Raw genomic sequence first — 15,598 nt, 5'->3', positions numbered from 1 at the left:
AGGAATTTTGCCTGCCCCTGGCCCATATGGGCAGGCCTGCATCGACGGTGCGGCGCGCGCGGGAAGATCAGCCCGAAGCGGCAAGGGCGGCCCCCTCCCCTGCCAGTCGGCCGAACGTCATGGCGGTACATAGCCCCATCGCCGGCAGGTAGCCCCAGGAAGAGGGCCCCGAGACGCTGCGCGCCGCCCCGCCGCCGGCAAAAAGGTTGGCGAACGGCACCCGCCCGGTGTCGAGCGCGCGCGCGCTGCCGTCGATCTGCAGACCGCCCTGCGTGTGATAGATCGCGCCCGTCACGCGTATCGCCGCAAGTCCCTCTTCGCCCCCCGGCCCTGCTCCCGGAGGCGGAGTCTCGGGGCTCCAGCGGCGGGCAAAGGCGTCCGGGCGCCGTTCGGCAGCAGCGGCCTGCGCCTCGGCCAGGGTCGCGCCCAGCACCGCGCGGTCCGCGCCGATCACATCCGCCAGTTTCGCCACGTCGCTCGCCCTGCGCGGTGCACCCATCGCGACGAGGCGCGCCGCGTCGGGCTGATAGGAATTGGCCGCCTCGATTCGCGGATCGAACACGACCCAGGCCGTCGCGCCGGGTTGTGCGAGGACATCGTGGACCATCCCGGCGATGTCCTCCATCTCGTCGACGAAACGCGCGCCCATTGCGTTCACCAGCACCCCCCCTTCGGCCAGATAGCCCGGCGGCACGCTGATTCCATGGGGATCCGCCAGCATGGCGTAACCCTGGAACGCCCCCATGTCGCCAAGCCCGGCGCCCAGGGGCGATGCGAGCCGCACCGCGTCGCCCTGCGATCCTTCGTGCCCGTTGTTTCGGGCCGACGCCATCGCCGGGATGTGCCGGGCAAGCATCGCCGTGCTGGCTGCGAACCCTCCGCTTGCCATCACGAGTGCGCCGCAACTCACCGTTTCGCGCGCACCGTCCGGGCGCAGCAGTTCCACTCCGCTGATGCGGGCCGCGCCGCTGCGTCCCGGCTCGGACCGCAGCGCGACGACGCGCGTGCCGGTCATCACCATCGTATCGACATCCGCGACCCGGCGGTGGAGCAACGCCAACAGATCCTGGCCGTCGTGGCCGGGCCAGCCATGTACGCGCAGCCGCGAATTTCCGTAAGCGGCACGGAAACGCACGTCCAGGTCCAGCGGAACGTCGCAGCAATCGACCAGCCAGTCGAGCGCAGGACCGGAATGCGCCGCGATCGAGCGCGCCAGGACCGGATCCGCCTGCCCGCGCGTCTTCGCCATGATGTCGGCGAAGAATGTATCGGCGCCGTCGGAAACCCCGTGGCGCGCTTGTGCGGCGGTGCCCGCAGCGCAGATCAGCCCCATCGACATGCCGGTCGTGCCGAAGGGATTCGCGTCGCGCTCGACAAGCAGCACGTCCGCCCCCGCCGCCCTCGCCGCAAGTGCCGCAATCGTGCCACAGGCACCACCGCCCATCACGACGACATCGACGTGGGCTTCCGGCATCCCTGCGGTCATCGACGCACCGTCAGCAACGGCTTCAGCGTGGCGACGACGTCGCGCTGGCCGGGGATTGCCAGCACAGCCTCGTGAAGCGCCTTGGCCGCTGCGTGCGCATCCCCTTCGCGGGTGCCACGATCCTGCGCAAGCCCGCCGAAAGCCAGGCACTCCGCCGCCTTGTCGAGCAGTTCGGCTTCGTCCAGCGGGTAATCGGGCGCACCCGGCTGGCGTGACACGCCGATCACGATCGACCTGCCGTCACGGCATTCGACGATAGCCTCGCCCGGGCCGAAGGCTGCGGGATCGGCCGTCCCGTCATCTTCGATTGCAAAACGCTGCGCCAGAGCGAGCAGCACCGGGTCGGACAGCCTTTCCTGCGTGAACGCCGAAAGCGCAACCCGCCCCTGCGTCAGTTGCAGCGCCGCGAGCCAGGCGAAGCACAAGCGGGCATAGGCCACGGTCATGTCCGGCTTTGCCGGGCGACCGACCAGTCGCGCGATCAACGGCGGCGCACGATACGTGAAGCGCACCAGATTTTCGGCGGAAAGGCCGTGATCCACCATTGCCTCGCGCAGAGCCGTCAACCCGCCATGCGCTGCGCGGCCTGTCGGGAACGGCTTGATCGAAACCTCGGTGACGCGCCAGGCTCTGTCGGTTTGCGCCAGCGCCGAGCGAATGTCAGTCTCGTCCTCGAACAGGGCGAGATAGCCGAACGGTCCGCTGATGGCGTCATCGGGTGCCGGGATTCCCGCGCACGCCAGGTCGCAGGCCTCGACGGCCGAGCGCGCGGCATGCGCCACCTGCAGCGCCAGCGTCGGCTTGCCCTCGACATGAGCCTGCATCGTTCCCGAGGCGAAGCTGAGAGCATGCCCAAGCGCGGCGCGCGCAGTCGCCCTCGGCACTTTGCGCAGCCGCGCCAATGCCAGAGCACTGCCGAAAACACCCGCAAGCGCCGGTCGGAAGAAGCGTGGACCGGTTCTGGCGGCCACGCCGAGCGTCGCCACCACCTCGATCCCGGCGATCACGGCAGCCAGGAAATCCGCGCCATGCACCGGTGCGCGCGCCGCTTCGGCCAGAAGCGCCGCGCATACCGTCGCCATGGGATGTGCGACCGCGGGCTCGTGGACACAGTCGAATTCCTGGGCGTGGATCTGAAAGGCGTTGACGAAGGCCGCCTGCGCCGGACTCCATCCGCCCGTCGCACCTCCCAGGATGAAGCCTCGCGCATCCCCGCCACTGCCGCACGCCCCTCCCCATCCGGCAACTGCTGCGCTTACCTGCGCGGCATGCGCCGCACAGTACCCAGCGACACCTACGGCGAGGCTGTCGAACACGAGGGCGCAGGCTGCCGACTGCGTCGCCCGATCGAAGTCCTGCCATCGGGTGTTCAAAGCCTGCGCGACAAACTGCTCTTCGATCTGCGCCACGCGGCCCCCGCTTGCTGAAAACACGATCCCGGATTCCTCCATCCGCCAGAACGGCGAACGGAGGTTCGAAGGCTCGATAAATTTATCATTATTATTTTCAAATCTTCTGTATAAAGCAAATATAAATTGCCATAGAGATTGCCATCGGATCATTTCCGCGACCCCATCGCCCGGTTGTCGGAAAACCAGGAGCAGCCCGGATGAAGCCTGTCGGCACCCGCATGGAACGCAGTTCGCTGACCGCGCGGGAATATTTCGAGACGGTCATGGCCGACCCGCAGCGCGCGCCGTTCGGGTTCGGGCGACGGCTGGCGATCCTCAACATCGACGTGCAGTGCGCTTATACGCAGATCGACCGTTTCGTGACCGCCTACGAGACCGACCCGAAACAGATCGACTGGATCAACCGCCTGTCTGCGGCGGCGCGTGCGGCGGGCCTGCCCGTCATCTGGACGCGGGTGGCCTATCGCCCGGACGGTTCCGACTGTGGTGTGTGGGGTACCCGGGATGCGGGCCCCGATGCCCTCCAGGCGATCCGCGCCGGGTCGGAACGCCACGCTTTCGATCCCCGCTGCGACGTCGATTTCGATCGGGACGCCGTATTCGACAAGCGCATGGCGAGCGCTTTTCACGAAACCCAGCTGGCCAGCCTCCTCGTCTGGCATAAGATCGACACCGTCGTCGTCACCGGCGGCTCTACCTCCGGTTGCGTGCGCGCGACGGCCGTCGATGCGCTTAGCCACGGCTATCGCACCATCGTCCCGATCGAAACGACAGCCGACAAACACGAAAGTCCGCATTTCGCCAGCCTCACCGACCTGCAGCTCAAATATGCCGACGTCGTACCGGCTCAAGCGGTGCTCGATCGCATGGGCGCGCAGCACGACGATGCCGCGGCTTCATCGTGAAACACAGGCAAATGCGATTAATCGCGCTTGGAAAGTCAATGGCAGCGGGTATTGACTGCATCCTGAACGGGGACCGCGCCCGGCGGCTCGTTCCGCAAGCGGCGCCCCCCGACTTGGGCCAAAGGGGTGCATGAGATGGATTTCGACAGTATCGCGCGTTTCATCGCGGTTATAGACAATGGCAGCTTCGCGGCGGCGGCCCGCGTGCTGGACATCACGCCGCAGGCACTTTCCACCTCCATCGCCAAGCTGGAGAAGTCGCTGGGCGTGGTCCTGTTCGACCGCGAACGCGGCGGCATCACCAAGCCGACCGAGTTCGGCGATGCGTTCCTGCCGCACGCCAGGTTCATGATGGCCGCCGAGCAGCGCGCCGTCGAGGAAGTTCACGCCCGGCGTGACGCGCGCAGCGGCTGGGTACGGCTGGGTATCGGCGAGAGCATGGCCGGTGCGCCGGTCGCGCGGGCCATCGCCCGACTGCGCGAAACCGCACCCGACGCGCGCGTCGCCGTGGTCGATGGCTATACCCAGGACATGCTCGCGCGGCTCGACGCGGGCGAACTCGACCTCGTCGCCGGAGCGCCGGACAGCGACCGGGCGCAGGCCCGAGACCTCGTCCAGATCCCGCTCTATGTCTCGCAGGACGTCATCGTCGCCCGCGCCGACCACCCGCTCGCCAGCAAGAGCAACGTCAGCCTCGCCGACATGCAGGACTACACCTGGCTGCTCTCGCACACCCGCCGCGACAGTTTCCAGACGATGATCGACGCTTACGCACGCGAGGGGCTGAAGGCCCCGCAGAACGTGATGTTCATGGATTCGGTCACGGTCGGCATCGAGCTGCTGGCAACCGAAGACTACCTGATCTTCATCTCGCGCGACATCTTCTGGCCGCGCCTTGGCACGGCCGACGCGCAGTTCGTGGTGATCGACGCCAAGCGCCCGGTGATCGAGCGCAACGCCTGCCTCCTTTACCGCTCGGACTACCCGCTCAGCGCCATGGCCGAGCAGTTGCGCGACAACATCATCGCCGAAATCGGCGAAAGCGTGGCCCAGTCCTCGATTCCCCAGCGCGAGGTCAGCTCGACCGCGCGAAAACGCAGCAAGGTCGGGTGATGCCGCAAACCACGAACGGGACTTTATACGAAAAACTCTGGAGCACGCACGTCGTCAGTCCGCTGGGACCGGACGATGCCCTCCTCTACGTCGACCGCCACCTCGTCCAGGAGGTGAGCAGCCCGCAGGCCTTCGAGACGCTGCAGAACCGCGGCCTCCCGGTCCGCCGCCCCGACCTGACCCTCGCGGTCGCCGACCATGCCATCCCCACCGACAGCCGCGGAGGCGCTATCGCCGATCCACTCGCGGCGGCGCAGGTCGCCCGGCTGGAAGCCAATACCGCCAGGTTCGGGGTGCCTTACCTGCCGCTGACCTCGGCCCGGCAAGGGATCGTCCATGTCGTCGGACCCGAACTAGGTTTTACCCTGCCCGGCGCCACGCTTGTCTGCGGGGACAGCCATACTTCCACTCACGGCGCCTTCGGCGCGCTGGCCTTCGGGATCGGGGCGAGCGAATGCATGCTGGTCCTGGCCACCCAGTGCCTGCCCCAGCGCCGGGCGCGGACGATGCGCGTCCGCTTCGTCGGCCCGCCGGCGCCCGGCGTCACCGCCAAGGATCTCGCGCTCGCCCTGATCGCGCAGATCGGCACCTCCGGCGCGGCCGGCCACGCAATCGAATACCAGGGAGAGGCGGTTCGCTCGCTCTCCATGGAAGGGCGCATGACCTTGTGCAACATGGCCATCGAAACCGGCGCCCGGGTCGGCCTCGTGGCGCCGGATGAAACCACCTTCGCTTATCTCGAAGGCCGGGAATATGCCCCGGCCGGTGACGAATGGCATCGTGCCCTCGCCCACTGGCACACGCTGCGCAGTGACCCCGATGCACGCTTCGACCGCGAGGTGACGGTGGACGTCGCGCCGATCCGACCGATGATTACCTGGGGAACCACGCCGGAACAGAGCGTCACGATCGAAGGCCGCGTGCCGGATCCCCGGGCCGAGACAGACCCGGAGAAGCGCGAACGGATTGCCCATGCGCTGGATTACATGGGCTTGGTGCCCGGGACCAGCCTTTCGGACATCGCCATCGACCGCGTGTTCATCGGCTCCTGCACCAATGGCCGGATCGAGGACTTGCGCGAGGCGGCGCGCGTGGTGGCGGGCCGGCGCGTGGCCGACGGCGTGGCGGCAATGGTGGTTCCCGGCTCAAGCGCCGTTCGACTGGCAGCCGAGGCGGAAGGGCTCGACACGGTGTTCCGCAAGGCCGGGTTCGAATGGCGGCACGCCGGCTGCTCGATGTGCGTCGCGATGAACAACGACCGCCTCGCGCCGGGCAAACGCTGCGCCTCGACCTCCAACCGGAACTTCGAGGGCCGTCAGGGTCGCGGTGGACGGACACACCTGATGAGCCCAGCCACCGCCGCCGCTGCCGCGATCAGCGGTCGCCTGGCGCCAGATAGCCGCGGATGCGACGGCGTTCCTGCACAGGTTCTGCCATGACGCCCTTCACACGCTTTTCCGGCATTGCCGCACCGTTCAACGAGGATAGCGTCGATACCGACGTCATCTTCCCCGCACGCTATCTGTTGCTGCTGGATCTTGCCGGGCTCGGCGCGCGCGCCTTCCACGATCGTCGCTACACGCCCGAAGGCGACGAGCGCGGCGACTTCGTGCTCAACCGCGATCCGTGGCGGACTGCGACGATCCTGGTCGCGGGCGCCAACTTCGGCTGCGGTTCCAGCCGCGAGCAGGCGGTCTGGTGTCTTGCCGATTTCGGCATCCGCTGCGTGATCGCGGGCTCTTTCGGCGACATCTTCGCCGCCAACTGCATCAACAACGGCGTGCTCCCCGTGGCGCTCGCGCCGGAGCCGCTCGCGCGGGTGAGCGCTGCGGCTGCCGCCGGCGAGGCGCTGACGATCGACCTGGAAGCGCGCACCATCGAAGGCCCCGGCTTCGCCACCCTGACGCTGCCCATCGCCGACAAGGCACGCGAGGCCCTGCTGGCCGGCCGCGATACGCTGGGGATGATCCTCGAAACCCACGGCGAGGCCTTCGCCCGCTTCGAGGCAGGGCACCGTGCCGCACGGCCCTGGCTCACCAGAACCACCGGAGACTGATACCATGGCCAATCCGATCCTGCGCGAAAAACTTGCGCGCGGCGAATTCTTCTTCGCCCCCGGCATCCACGACATGGTGACGGCCGTGATCGCGCGCGATCTGGGCTACGACGTCGTCTACGCGACCGGCTACTGGCTGACGGCAAGCGCCTGGGGCCTGCCCGATGCCGGCATCGCGACCTATACCCAGATGGTCGACCGTGTCGGCACGCTGGCGCGCACGATGAAGGGCGCCGCAGTGATCGCCGATGCCGACACCGGCTACGGCGGCCTGCTCAACGTCCACCATACCGTGCGCGGCTACGAGGCGGCCGGGGCCAGCGGAATCCAGATCGAGGATCAGGAATTTCCCAAGAAATGCGGGCATACGCCGTTCAAGCGCGTGATCCCGATCATCGACATGGTGGAGAAGGTCAAGGTCACCTGCGACGCCCGGCTCGATCCGGCCAACACCCTCATCATCGCCCGCACCGATGCTCTTGCGAGCGAAGGCTTCGAGGGCGCGATCGCGCGGGGCCAGGCCTATGCCGAGGCGGGCGCCGACGTGATCTTCCTCGAAGCGCTGACCAGCGAGGAGCAGATGCGCGAGGCCTGCCGGCGCATCGGCAAGCCGATGATCGCCAACATGGCCGACGGCGGCAAGACGCCGATCCGTCCGGCGGCCGAACTCGAAGCCCTCGGCTATGCCTGCGCGATCTTCCCGGCGATGACCGCACTGGCCTCCGCCGAGGCATCGCGGCACGCGCTGACGCGCCTGAAGGAGACCGGGACCAGCGTGCTGCCTGATGTTCATCTCTATGATTTCATGCGCTTTTGTGAACAGATCGGGTTCGACGAGGTGTGGGAGTTCGAACGGCGCTGGGCGGCGTCGCGGGCCGATGCCTGACCCCGTCGAGCCCGCCGGCGAGCCGCTTTTCGCCCGGGTCGAAGCCCTGCTGGAGCGCATGTCGCAGGCGTGGCGAGAGGGCGATTTCGCCTTCCTGCGCGCGCTCTGGGACGAGACCGACCATCCCGTCTACCTCGCCGAGGAAGCCGATGGCTTCGCACGCGGCGCCGAGGCGCTGGGGGCCTACTTCGCCGCGACCGAGGCCATGCTGCCCGAAGTGCGCGGCGAGTATCGGCTGGAGGCGGTGACCCCGCTCGGCGGCGACCTGCACATCGCCAGCTTCGTCAACGAATGGGCCGCGCGCGAAGCGGCAGGCGAACCGATGGTTGCGGGAATATGCCGGGGAATCATGGTCTTGGAAGCACGCGGCGCGCGGCTGATACCACGCGCCTACATCGAGGCGCCCAAGGCGCCGCTGCTCTATATGCGTGATCTCTACCGCATGGCGGCACGGGAACGCGGGCTGCACTGAACGGCACCTAGCGGCACCTAGCAGGCACCTGCCGCAACCATGCCGCCGCTTTGGGATGCGATATTCAATCCCGGTCGGCCGCCGGCTCGCCTTCGAGCTGCGGATAGGGACCAAGCCGCGCCAGCAGCAGGCTCGACAGGGCGAACAGACCGACGTAGCACCACAGGACCGGCGCGTAGCTGCCGAACCGGTCCATCGACATCGCCGACACCATCGGCGCGCTCCCTGCCCCCAGCGCCCAGGCCGCGTAGAGCCAGCCGTAGTTCTCGGAATAGGCGCGCGTGCCGAAGTAGCGGGTGATGAGATAGGCGATGATATCGACCTCCGCCCCGGCCGAAAGCCCCATGAACATCGCCGCCAGCACCGCCAGCCAGCCGCCGGCACCGTGCGCGAGCAGCGCGGTCCCGGTCAGCGGGAACAGGATGATGACGGCCGCGACATGGGGCGCGAACAGCCGGTCCATCAGGTAGCCGGAGAAGGCCCTGCCGCAGATCAGGGCCAGACCGAGCGCACCCTGGATGCTCGCCGCCGCCTCCGGCGAGATGCCGTGGCTGCGCAGGATCGGGAACAGCTGCAGCATGACCCCGCCGGTGCCCAGCGCCATGACGAAGAAGGCGATCAGCATCCGCCAGAACAGCGGCTGACGGCGCGACTGCGCGGCGCTGGGGCCGACCGGCGCCGAGACTTCGAGCACCGGCGCATCGCCGTCCATGGCCGGCGACGTCGCCAGCGGCTTGCCGTCAGGCGCCAGTCCCTTGTCCTCGGGACGATCGCGCAGCCAGACGAACAGGATCGGCAAAGTGGTGCACAGCATGAACAGGCCGAGCGCCAGGTAGGCATCGCGCCAGCCCAGGTGCCCGATGAAATACTGCGTCATGGACGAGACCACCGCGCCGCCGATCCCCACCCCTGCCAGTGCGGTGCCGAAGGCCTGGCCGCGCTTCTCCCGGAACCAGCGTGCGACGACGCGCGCGTAGGGAATCGAGGACGTACCGATGCCCAACCCCTGCATCAGGCAGAAGACGAGATAGAAATGGAGCAGCGAACCGGTCAGCCACCGCAGCGACATCAACCCCAGCGCGACCAGGACGGTAGAGCCGAGCGTGAAGTTGCGCACGCCGTAACGGTCGAAGAACCGGCCCGCGAGTGGCCCGACGATGACGAGAACGAATGTCGCGATCGTCAGCACGGTCGAATATTCGGTCTGGCTCCAGCCGAATTCGCGGGTGATGGGCGCCTGGAAGATCGACACCGCGAAAGTGCTGATCGCCGTCGTTCCCGTCGCCAGGCCGGCCATGACCGCAAAGGTGAAGCCGCGCGTGCCGGTGGGCATCGGCGCCAGGATGGCGGTGGCGAAGGCCGCCGCGATGAAGGCCGTGCGGAACAGCGGCGGCACGAACGCCGTCGCCGCGACGATCACCAGCGCCAGCCCGACCAGCCGCCAGTCGATGTCCGCCCTGGCCAGCCAGGGGCGCCAGCCCGCGCCGACGGATGCATCGCGGGTCTGCGCCGCCGCGCCGAGGCCGGTCCCGCTCATGCCGGGACGGTCGCCGCCTTGCCGAGCCGGGTGCCCAGCAGCCGCCCGAAGGTCATCGCCGGGGTGACGCTCATGCCGCCGACGAAGGCATTGCCCGAAGTCGAGCCCATGCCGACGATCTCCCCCGCCGCATAGAGCCCGGGGATCGGCGCGCCCTGCGCGTCGAGCACGCGCAGCGCGCCGTCGATGCTGAGCCCGGCGAAGGCAGTGATGCTCCAGCCGACGTGCCGGACCGCGTAGAACGGTCCCTCCGCGATCGGCCGGGGCCGGTGCTCGCGGCCCATCGGATCGGGCTCGCCGGCGGCGAGCGCGGCATTGTAGGCGCCCACCGAGGCCCGCAGCGCCGCCGTGTCGACACCTATCGCGGCGGCGAGTTCGCCGAGTGTTCCGGCCTTGCGATACCCCGGCAGCGTCTCGAAACGCGATGCCAGGTCATCGCCGGAAATCGTGAAGAAGGCCGGCGCCTCGGCGGCGATCGCCGCGTCCCAGATCGCCCAGAACGCCATGTCGGTCACGTCGAACAGCGCCCGCTCGCGCGTGTCGATGCTGGGATCGTCCTCACGCATGAAACGATGGCCGGCGGTATCGACGTAAAGCTCCCAGGGCTGGCGCTCCTGCGGCGTGGTGATCGTCAGCGCCGTATAGCCGCCGTTCGATGCCGGATCCTCCACCCCCGCGAAGCCGGGCAGGAACTTGTCCTGGTTGATGATCCGACCGCCCGCCGCGACCGCCGCAAGGTGGCCGGTTCCCTGCCCGTAGGGATAGCCGCCGCCCCACAGCGGTTTGCCGCAGCTCAGTTCCGAGAACAGCGCCGAATTCGCCGTGAAGCCGCCGGTCGCCAGCAGCACGCTTGCGGCGCGCACCTCGATCTCCGTGCCGCCGCGCGCGACGACGGCGCCGGTCACCGCGCCATGCCCGTCGGTGGTGAGCCGCACCAGTGGGCTGGAAAGCCAGGTCTCGACCCTGCCGCTCGCCTCCGCCTGCGCGTAGACCGGGGCAAGCGCGCGCAGCACGCTACGCCCACCGTCCTCGCCCCAATACGTTCGCGGCACCAGATAGGGCTCATGGCCGTACGTGATGACGGGATGGTCCGGCAGGGCCTCGAACCCGCAGTCGAGCAGCCAGTGCAGCGTGTCGGCGGCATTGTCGACGGCAAGGCGTACGATGGCGGGGGCGGCGGTGCCATGGCTGATGCGCATGACGTCGTCGTAATGCATCTGCGCGGTGTCGTGGATCCCCTTCGCCGCCTGTAACCGCGTGCCGGCCGCGCTCATCATCCCGCTCGACAGGTGGAACGAGCCGCCGATCCGGTCGGCCGCCTCGACTACCAGCACGCGCGCGCCTTCGCGCGCGGCGAAGATCGCGGCGGGCAGGCCGGCGGCGCCGGCTCCCAGGACGAGAATGTCGTAACGGTCGGTCATTGCGCATGTCTTCCGGCTTGAAAGGGTGGATCTGGAGGCGTCCGGTCGGGCGGGCAACCGACCCCGCACCGGCGCGCGGTCACTCCCAGGGGGAATGTTCGACGAGTTCGAAACTGCCGTTCATGTGCCCGCCGACGGTCGCCTTGACGAAGATGTAGTCGCCAGGCGTGCACCACAGATCCTCGGTCGGATGCGGCTCGTTGGTCGAGCCGCTGGCCTCGCCGATGAGGAAGCGGTAGTGGTCCGTCTCGAACGTGCCGGCCGGAACCGTCACGGTCTCGCGCCCGCAATACTCGATGTCGAGCGCGAGCGAGCCCGGCATCGGCGCGGCGCCGCCGTCATGCTCCATCGAACTCATCCAGTACTGGGCCTGGTGCTGGATCGGCGCCGGATCGCCATGATCGTACCGGGCGAGCGCCATCGCGTCGGTGCTGAGCGGGTGCGAGCACAGCGACAGCGCCGGGCTGGTAAGCACCACGGTCTGCGAGATGCGCCCGTGGGCAGCGCTGGTCGATTCGCAGGTCAGCGCGTCGGCGGTGAAGTTCATCCAGCCCGAACCCGCGAAGGCGCCGTCGACGTGCACCCGGTTGAAGCATTCTATCGGGCGGAACTGCGCATCGGCAACGTACGTGACCTCGCGCAGCACCTCGCGCGGGGCGATCAGCCCGGCGAGCAGTTCGCACTGGGCGCGCAGCACCTGCTGCCCGTCCGCCATCCGGGTGAGCGAGAACCATTCGCATCCGGCGTAGCGCGCGCCCTCGCCCTGCCCGGCATAATAGACGGCTTTGCCGCGGGTGGTCCTGTGACGCATGCGCTCGGCTCCTGCGAATGGGGCCCGGGTGCGGCGCCGCCGTCCGCCGCGAGCGACAGGACGACCGGTGGCCGTGCCGGGGATACCCAGCGAACCTATCCGCGAAAATCGATAGCGCAACAGATTTTTTTTGCTTTTTTATACTCAAACGCTACAAAAATCTTGTTCGCACCTGCAAGGAACCATCCTGCATGACTTTGCGCCGACCCTGCCATGCCGACACGCATCCCGATCGCCGCCGCGTGCTCGCCCTTGCGGCGGGTGCAATCGGCGCGGCCATCGCGGTGCCGGGCGCTGACGCGCGTGCTCAGCTGGGTGCTGGCCTACCTGCCGCGCCTGCCGCGCGCGCGGCAGGACGGCAGGCCGGGCATGGACGGGACAGGCATGGACGGGACAGGATCGCACTGACCACGGTGTCGCTGCGCGCCCTCGTGGCGTTGCACGGGCGCACCGGGCCGCAGGCGCCGCTCGCGCTGGTCGATACGCCGCGGTTCGTGCGCAAGACCTTCGGGCTGGCACATGTCGAGCTGTGGAGCCTGCAGTTCGCCGCCGAGACCGACGCCTACTGCGCCGCGCTGGGTCAGGCGGCGCGGGCGCAGGGCTGCCCGATCTGCAACATCCAGCTCGACGGCCCCTACGATCTCTCCCACCCCGACCCGGCACGCCGCACCGGGGCCGAGGCTTATGCGATGGGCTGGGTCCGGCGCGCCGCGATCGCGGGATCGGCCGCGATTCGCATCAACACCGATGCCGGTGCGCCGGGCGAAAGGCTCGACCCGGGCGTGCTCGTCGCCCCGTTGCGCCGCATCGCCGACTACGGCGCCGCGCTGGGCGTGCGGATCCTGGTCGAGAACCACATCGGCGCGAGCCGCGACATTCCCGCGCTGGCCCGGCTGGCCGACGCGGTGGACCATCCCAACCTCGCCACGCTCGCCGACTGGGGCAATTCGCCCGAACCCGACTTTCGCGCCCGGCTGGCCGATCTCGCGCTGCTGACGCCGCGTCTCGGGCTGGTCTCGGCCAAAGGGCTGCACTTCGATGGCGCGGGCACCCATGTCGAATATCCTTTCGCCCCGCTCGTCGCCGCGACCGAGGCGGCCGGGTATCGCGGGCTCTATTCGATCGAGCTGTTCACCACCGATGCCCCGCCCGATCCGCTTCCCGCGATCCGCGCCATGATCGCGGGCATCGAGAACGCGCTGATCGCCCCGACAACGCCTGCGACGACGCCCGCGACAAGGATCCTGCCATGACCCCAAGCCTGCCCCGCCGTATCTGGCTTCCGGCCTCGCTCGCGCTGCTGGGCGTGGGCGCGGCCGCCGCGCTCCATGTCCGGGCGGGAACGGACACGGCATCAGGAGCGGCGACCCGCGTCGATCTGGCCGACGGGAAGGCGCCGGGAGCGGGCGAATGGGGCTATTTCGGCGGCACGCTCGGTTCGACGCAGTTCTCGCCGCTGGCACAGATCGACCGGTCGAACGTGACACGGCTGGCGGTGGCCTGGCGCTACGACACCGGCGAAAGGCCGACGACCGCAGGGCCGCTGGTGGCGGACGGGACGATGTACGTCGTGCGCGACGGCGATTCCATCGCCGCGCTCGATGCGGCGACCGGGCGCCAGCTGTGGATCGCGCCGCACGTGACCGACCGGACCCGGGGCCTGTCCTACTGGCAAAGCGCCGACTTGCGCGAGAAACGGCTGTTCGTATCGCGGGACCACGCGCTCCATGCCCTGGACGCGGCGACCGGCGCGGCCATTCCCGGGTTCGGCGACGGCGGCAAGGTGGACCTGCGCGAGGGCCTCGGCCGTGATCCGGCGCGGATCGGCTCGATCGAACCGGTCACCGGCGGCAAAGTGGTGGGCGACGTGATCGTGATGGGCTCCAACCCCGGCGAAGGCTACGGCTCGCCGCCCGGGGACGTGCGCGCCTACAACGTGCGCAGCGGCCGGCTCGTCTGGCAGTTCCATACCATCCCGCACCCCGGCGAGGCGGGCTACGAGACATGGCCCGCCGACGCCTGGAAGACCGCGGGCGGCGCCAACAACTGGGGCGGCATGGCGATCGACGCGGCGCGCAAGCTGGTCTTCGTCGGCCTCGGCGCGCCGACCTACGATTTCTGGGGCGGCGACCGGGAGGGCGCGAACTTCTATGCCGATTCGCTCGTCGCGCTCGATCTCGATACCGGGCGGCCGGTGTGGCACTTCCAGTTCGTGCACCACGACTTGTGGGATTACGATCTCGATTCGAGCCCGGTGCTGATGCGCGTGCGCCATCGCGGGCGCGTGGTCGATGCGGTCGTGCAGGCCACCAAGCAGGGCATGGTCTTCGTGTTCGACCGCGCCACCGGCAAGCCGCTGTTCCCGATCGAGGAACGGGCGGTGCCGGCCTCGCGCATGAGCGACGAGCATGCCTGGCCCACCCAGCCGTTCTCGACCCTGCCGCCCTTCGCGCGCACCCGCTTCGGCGTGGCCGACCTCGACCCCAACCTCCCCGCTGCGGAACGCGCCACGTTCGCCGAGCAGATCGCGGCGGCACGCAACGAAGGCCCGTTCACTCCGCCCGGAACCACCGATACGGTCGAGATGCCGGGCAACCACGGCGGCACCAACTGGGGCATGGTGGCCGCCGATCCGGAGGCCGGGCGCTTCTACGTCGCCTCGTTCGACCTGCCCGCGCTGCTCCGGCTCGAAAAGGCCGATGCCGAGCCCGCCTACTTCGCCACCCCGCTGCAGCGCGGCCAGTGGTTATACGGCAATACGTGCGCCATCTGCCACGGCGCCGAGCGGCAGGGCGGCAACGGCGTGCCGTCGCTGCAGGGCGTGGTCGGCCGGCTCGGCGCCGATGCGGTACGCCGCCTCGTGCGCGAGGGCCGCGCGACGATGCCCGCCTTCGCCGGCAGCCTGGAGCCGAACGACATCGCGCAGATCGAGGCCTATCTTGCCGACCCGGCCGCCGCAGGTCCGGCGCGCCCGCAAGCCGCGCACAGCGCCTCCGGGCCCGCGACGGCCGCCTCCGCGCCGGCGCCGGCAGCGCGCGACCGCTGGTATTCCAGCTACGGCTACCTGATCTCGCCGAGCACCGCGCTGCCCGCGATCCGCCCACCGTGGTCGACGATCACCGCCTACGATCTCAACACCGGCACCATCTTGTGGCAACGCCCGCTCGGCGGCACGCCGGGCTATCCCATCGCCCAGACCGGCGTGGCCCGTTCCAAGGGCGGGCTCGTCGTGACCCGGGGCGGCCTGGTCTTCGCCGCCAGTTCCGACGACCGCAAGATCCACGGCTACGACGCGACGACCGGTGCCCTGCTGTGGGAAGCGGAACTGCCCGCCCCGGCACAGGGCGTCCCGGCCGTCTACGAGGCGGGCGGGCGGCAGTTCCTCGCCGTGCCCGCCGCCTATCACTGGGCCTCGGGATCGAGCCCCTTCGGGCCGATGCGCCGCAAAGACGGGCGCAACGGCTATGTCGTCTTCGCCCTCCCCGCGCGGCGCTGAGCG

13 protein-coding genes are annotated in these 15,598 nt (G+C 69.1%); 8 read left to right on the top strand and 5 right to left on the bottom strand.

Features of this window, described 5'->3' with window-relative positions; genetic code table 11:
• Positions 1–67: 67 nt before the first annotated feature.
• Positions 68–1,486, bottom strand: a complete 1,419-nt coding sequence (locus V2S85_RS21255; protein WP_330704813.1) for an FAD-dependent oxidoreductase — start codon at positions 1,484–1,486, stop codon at positions 68–70.
• Positions 1,483–3,048, bottom strand: a complete 1,566-nt coding sequence (locus tag V2S85_RS21250) for an MmgE/PrpD family protein (RefSeq protein ID WP_330704812.1) — start codon at positions 3,046–3,048, stop codon at positions 1,483–1,485. Before V2S85_RS21250 ends, V2S85_RS21255 begins: the two co-directional genes overlap by 4 nt.
• Before the next feature lie 47 nt (positions 3,049–3,095).
• On the opposite strand from V2S85_RS21250, the gene V2S85_RS21245 reads away from it, so the two are divergent.
• From V2S85_RS21245 to V2S85_RS21220, 6 genes are all read left to right on the top strand, one after another.
• Positions 3,096–3,803, top strand: a complete 708-nt coding sequence (locus V2S85_RS21245) for an isochorismatase family protein (RefSeq protein WP_330704811.1) — start codon at positions 3,096–3,098, stop codon at positions 3,801–3,803.
• A gap of 135 nt (positions 3,804–3,938) precedes the next feature.
• The gene (locus tag V2S85_RS21240; RefSeq protein ID WP_330704810.1) at positions 3,939–4,916 is read left to right on the top strand and encodes a LysR family transcriptional regulator; all 978 of its coding nucleotides are present in this window, start codon (positions 3,939–3,941) and stop codon (positions 4,914–4,916) included.
• Complete coding sequence (gene leuC, locus V2S85_RS21235; protein WP_330704809.1) at positions 4,916–6,355, top strand: 3-isopropylmalate dehydratase large subunit; 1,440 nt, start codon at positions 4,916–4,918, stop codon at positions 6,353–6,355. The genes V2S85_RS21240 and leuC overlap by 1 nt, the downstream gene beginning before the upstream one ends.
• On the top strand, positions 6,352–6,972 hold the full coding sequence (gene leuD, locus V2S85_RS21230; protein ID WP_330704808.1) for a 3-isopropylmalate dehydratase small subunit: 621 nt from the start codon (positions 6,352–6,354) through the stop codon (positions 6,970–6,972). The genes leuC and leuD overlap by 4 nt, the downstream gene beginning before the upstream one ends.
• Positions 6,973–6,976: 4 nt before the next feature.
• Complete coding sequence (locus V2S85_RS21225; protein WP_330704807.1) at positions 6,977–7,858, top strand: isocitrate lyase/PEP mutase family protein; 882 nt, start codon at positions 6,977–6,979, stop codon at positions 7,856–7,858.
• Positions 7,851–8,330, top strand: a complete 480-nt coding sequence (locus V2S85_RS21220; protein WP_330704806.1) for a hypothetical protein — start codon at positions 7,851–7,853, stop codon at positions 8,328–8,330. Before V2S85_RS21225 ends, V2S85_RS21220 begins: the two co-directional genes overlap by 8 nt.
• Positions 8,331–8,394: 64 nt before the next feature.
• Here V2S85_RS21220 and V2S85_RS21215 read toward each other — a convergent pair whose 3' ends face one another.
• The 3 genes from V2S85_RS21215 to V2S85_RS21205 all read right to left on the bottom strand — a co-directional run bounded on the left by V2S85_RS21215 (position 8,395) and on the right by V2S85_RS21205 (position 12,099).
• Positions 8,395–9,867 carry an MFS transporter gene (locus tag V2S85_RS21215; RefSeq protein ID WP_330704805.1) on the bottom strand — a complete coding sequence of 491 codons (1,473 nt, stop codon included), beginning with the start codon at positions 9,865–9,867 and terminating at the stop codon, positions 8,395–8,397.
• On the bottom strand, positions 9,864–11,288 hold the full coding sequence (locus V2S85_RS21210; RefSeq protein ID WP_330704804.1) for an FAD-dependent oxidoreductase: 1,425 nt from the start codon (positions 11,286–11,288) through the stop codon (positions 9,864–9,866). The genes V2S85_RS21215 and V2S85_RS21210 overlap by 4 nt, the downstream gene beginning before the upstream one ends.
• 79 nt (positions 11,289–11,367) lie before the next feature.
• Complete coding sequence (locus tag V2S85_RS21205; protein WP_330704803.1) at positions 11,368–12,099, bottom strand: hypothetical protein; 732 nt, start codon at positions 12,097–12,099, stop codon at positions 11,368–11,370.
• A 191-nt stretch (positions 12,100–12,290) separates the two neighbouring features.
• On the opposite strand from V2S85_RS21205, the gene V2S85_RS21200 reads away from it, so the two are divergent.
• Together V2S85_RS21200 and V2S85_RS21195 are read left to right on the top strand one after the other, a co-directional pair.
• Positions 12,291–13,352: a sugar phosphate isomerase/epimerase family protein gene (locus V2S85_RS21200; protein ID WP_330704802.1), complete on the top strand. Its 1,062-nt coding sequence runs from the start codon at positions 12,291–12,293 to the stop codon at positions 13,350–13,352.
• On the top strand, positions 13,349–15,595 hold the full coding sequence (locus V2S85_RS21195; RefSeq protein WP_330704801.1) for a PQQ-binding-like beta-propeller repeat protein: 2,247 nt from the start codon (positions 13,349–13,351) through the stop codon (positions 15,593–15,595). Before V2S85_RS21200 ends, V2S85_RS21195 begins: the two co-directional genes overlap by 4 nt.
• Positions 15,596–15,598 lie beyond the last annotated feature (3 nt).

The organism is Novosphingobium resinovorum (assembly GCF_036352595.1).
Classification (GTDB): domain Bacteria; phylum Pseudomonadota; class Alphaproteobacteria; order Sphingomonadales; family Sphingomonadaceae; genus Novosphingobium; species Novosphingobium resinovorum_B.
The sequence above is the reverse complement of the archived record's forward strand: the minus strand, read 5'-3'. Positions and strand labels throughout refer to the sequence as shown.

Coding starts and splice junctions, on each gene's coding strand:
- leuD (WP_330704808.1), top strand. CDS start 6,352: ATGACGCCCTTCACACGCTTTTCCGGCATTGCCGCACCGTTCAACGAG.
- V2S85_RS21215 (WP_330704805.1), bottom strand. CDS start 9,867: ATGAGCGGGACCGGCCTCGGCGCGGCGGCGCAGACCCGCGATGCATCC.
- V2S85_RS21195 (WP_330704801.1), top strand. CDS start 13,349: ATGACCCCAAGCCTGCCCCGCCGTATCTGGCTTCCGGCCTCGCTCGCG.
- leuC (WP_330704809.1), top strand. CDS start 4,916: ATGCCGCAAACCACGAACGGGACTTTATACGAAAAACTCTGGAGCACG.
- V2S85_RS21200 (WP_330704802.1), top strand. CDS start 12,291: ATGACTTTGCGCCGACCCTGCCATGCCGACACGCATCCCGATCGCCGC.
- V2S85_RS21205 (WP_330704803.1), bottom strand. CDS start 12,099: ATGCGTCACAGGACCACCCGCGGCAAAGCCGTCTATTATGCCGGGCAG.
- V2S85_RS21225 (WP_330704807.1), top strand. CDS start 6,977: ATGGCCAATCCGATCCTGCGCGAAAAACTTGCGCGCGGCGAATTCTTC.
- V2S85_RS21220 (WP_330704806.1), top strand. CDS start 7,851: ATGCCTGACCCCGTCGAGCCCGCCGGCGAGCCGCTTTTCGCCCGGGTC.
- V2S85_RS21255 (WP_330704813.1), bottom strand. CDS start 1,486: ATGACCGCAGGGATGCCGGAAGCCCACGTCGATGTCGTCGTGATGGGC.
- V2S85_RS21245 (WP_330704811.1), top strand. CDS start 3,096: ATGAAGCCTGTCGGCACCCGCATGGAACGCAGTTCGCTGACCGCGCGG.
- V2S85_RS21240 (WP_330704810.1), top strand. CDS start 3,939: ATGGATTTCGACAGTATCGCGCGTTTCATCGCGGTTATAGACAATGGC.
- V2S85_RS21250 (WP_330704812.1), bottom strand. CDS start 3,048: ATGATCCGATGGCAATCTCTATGGCAATTTATATTTGCTTTATACAGA.
- V2S85_RS21210 (WP_330704804.1), bottom strand. CDS start 11,288: ATGACCGACCGTTACGACATTCTCGTCCTGGGAGCCGGCGCCGCCGGC.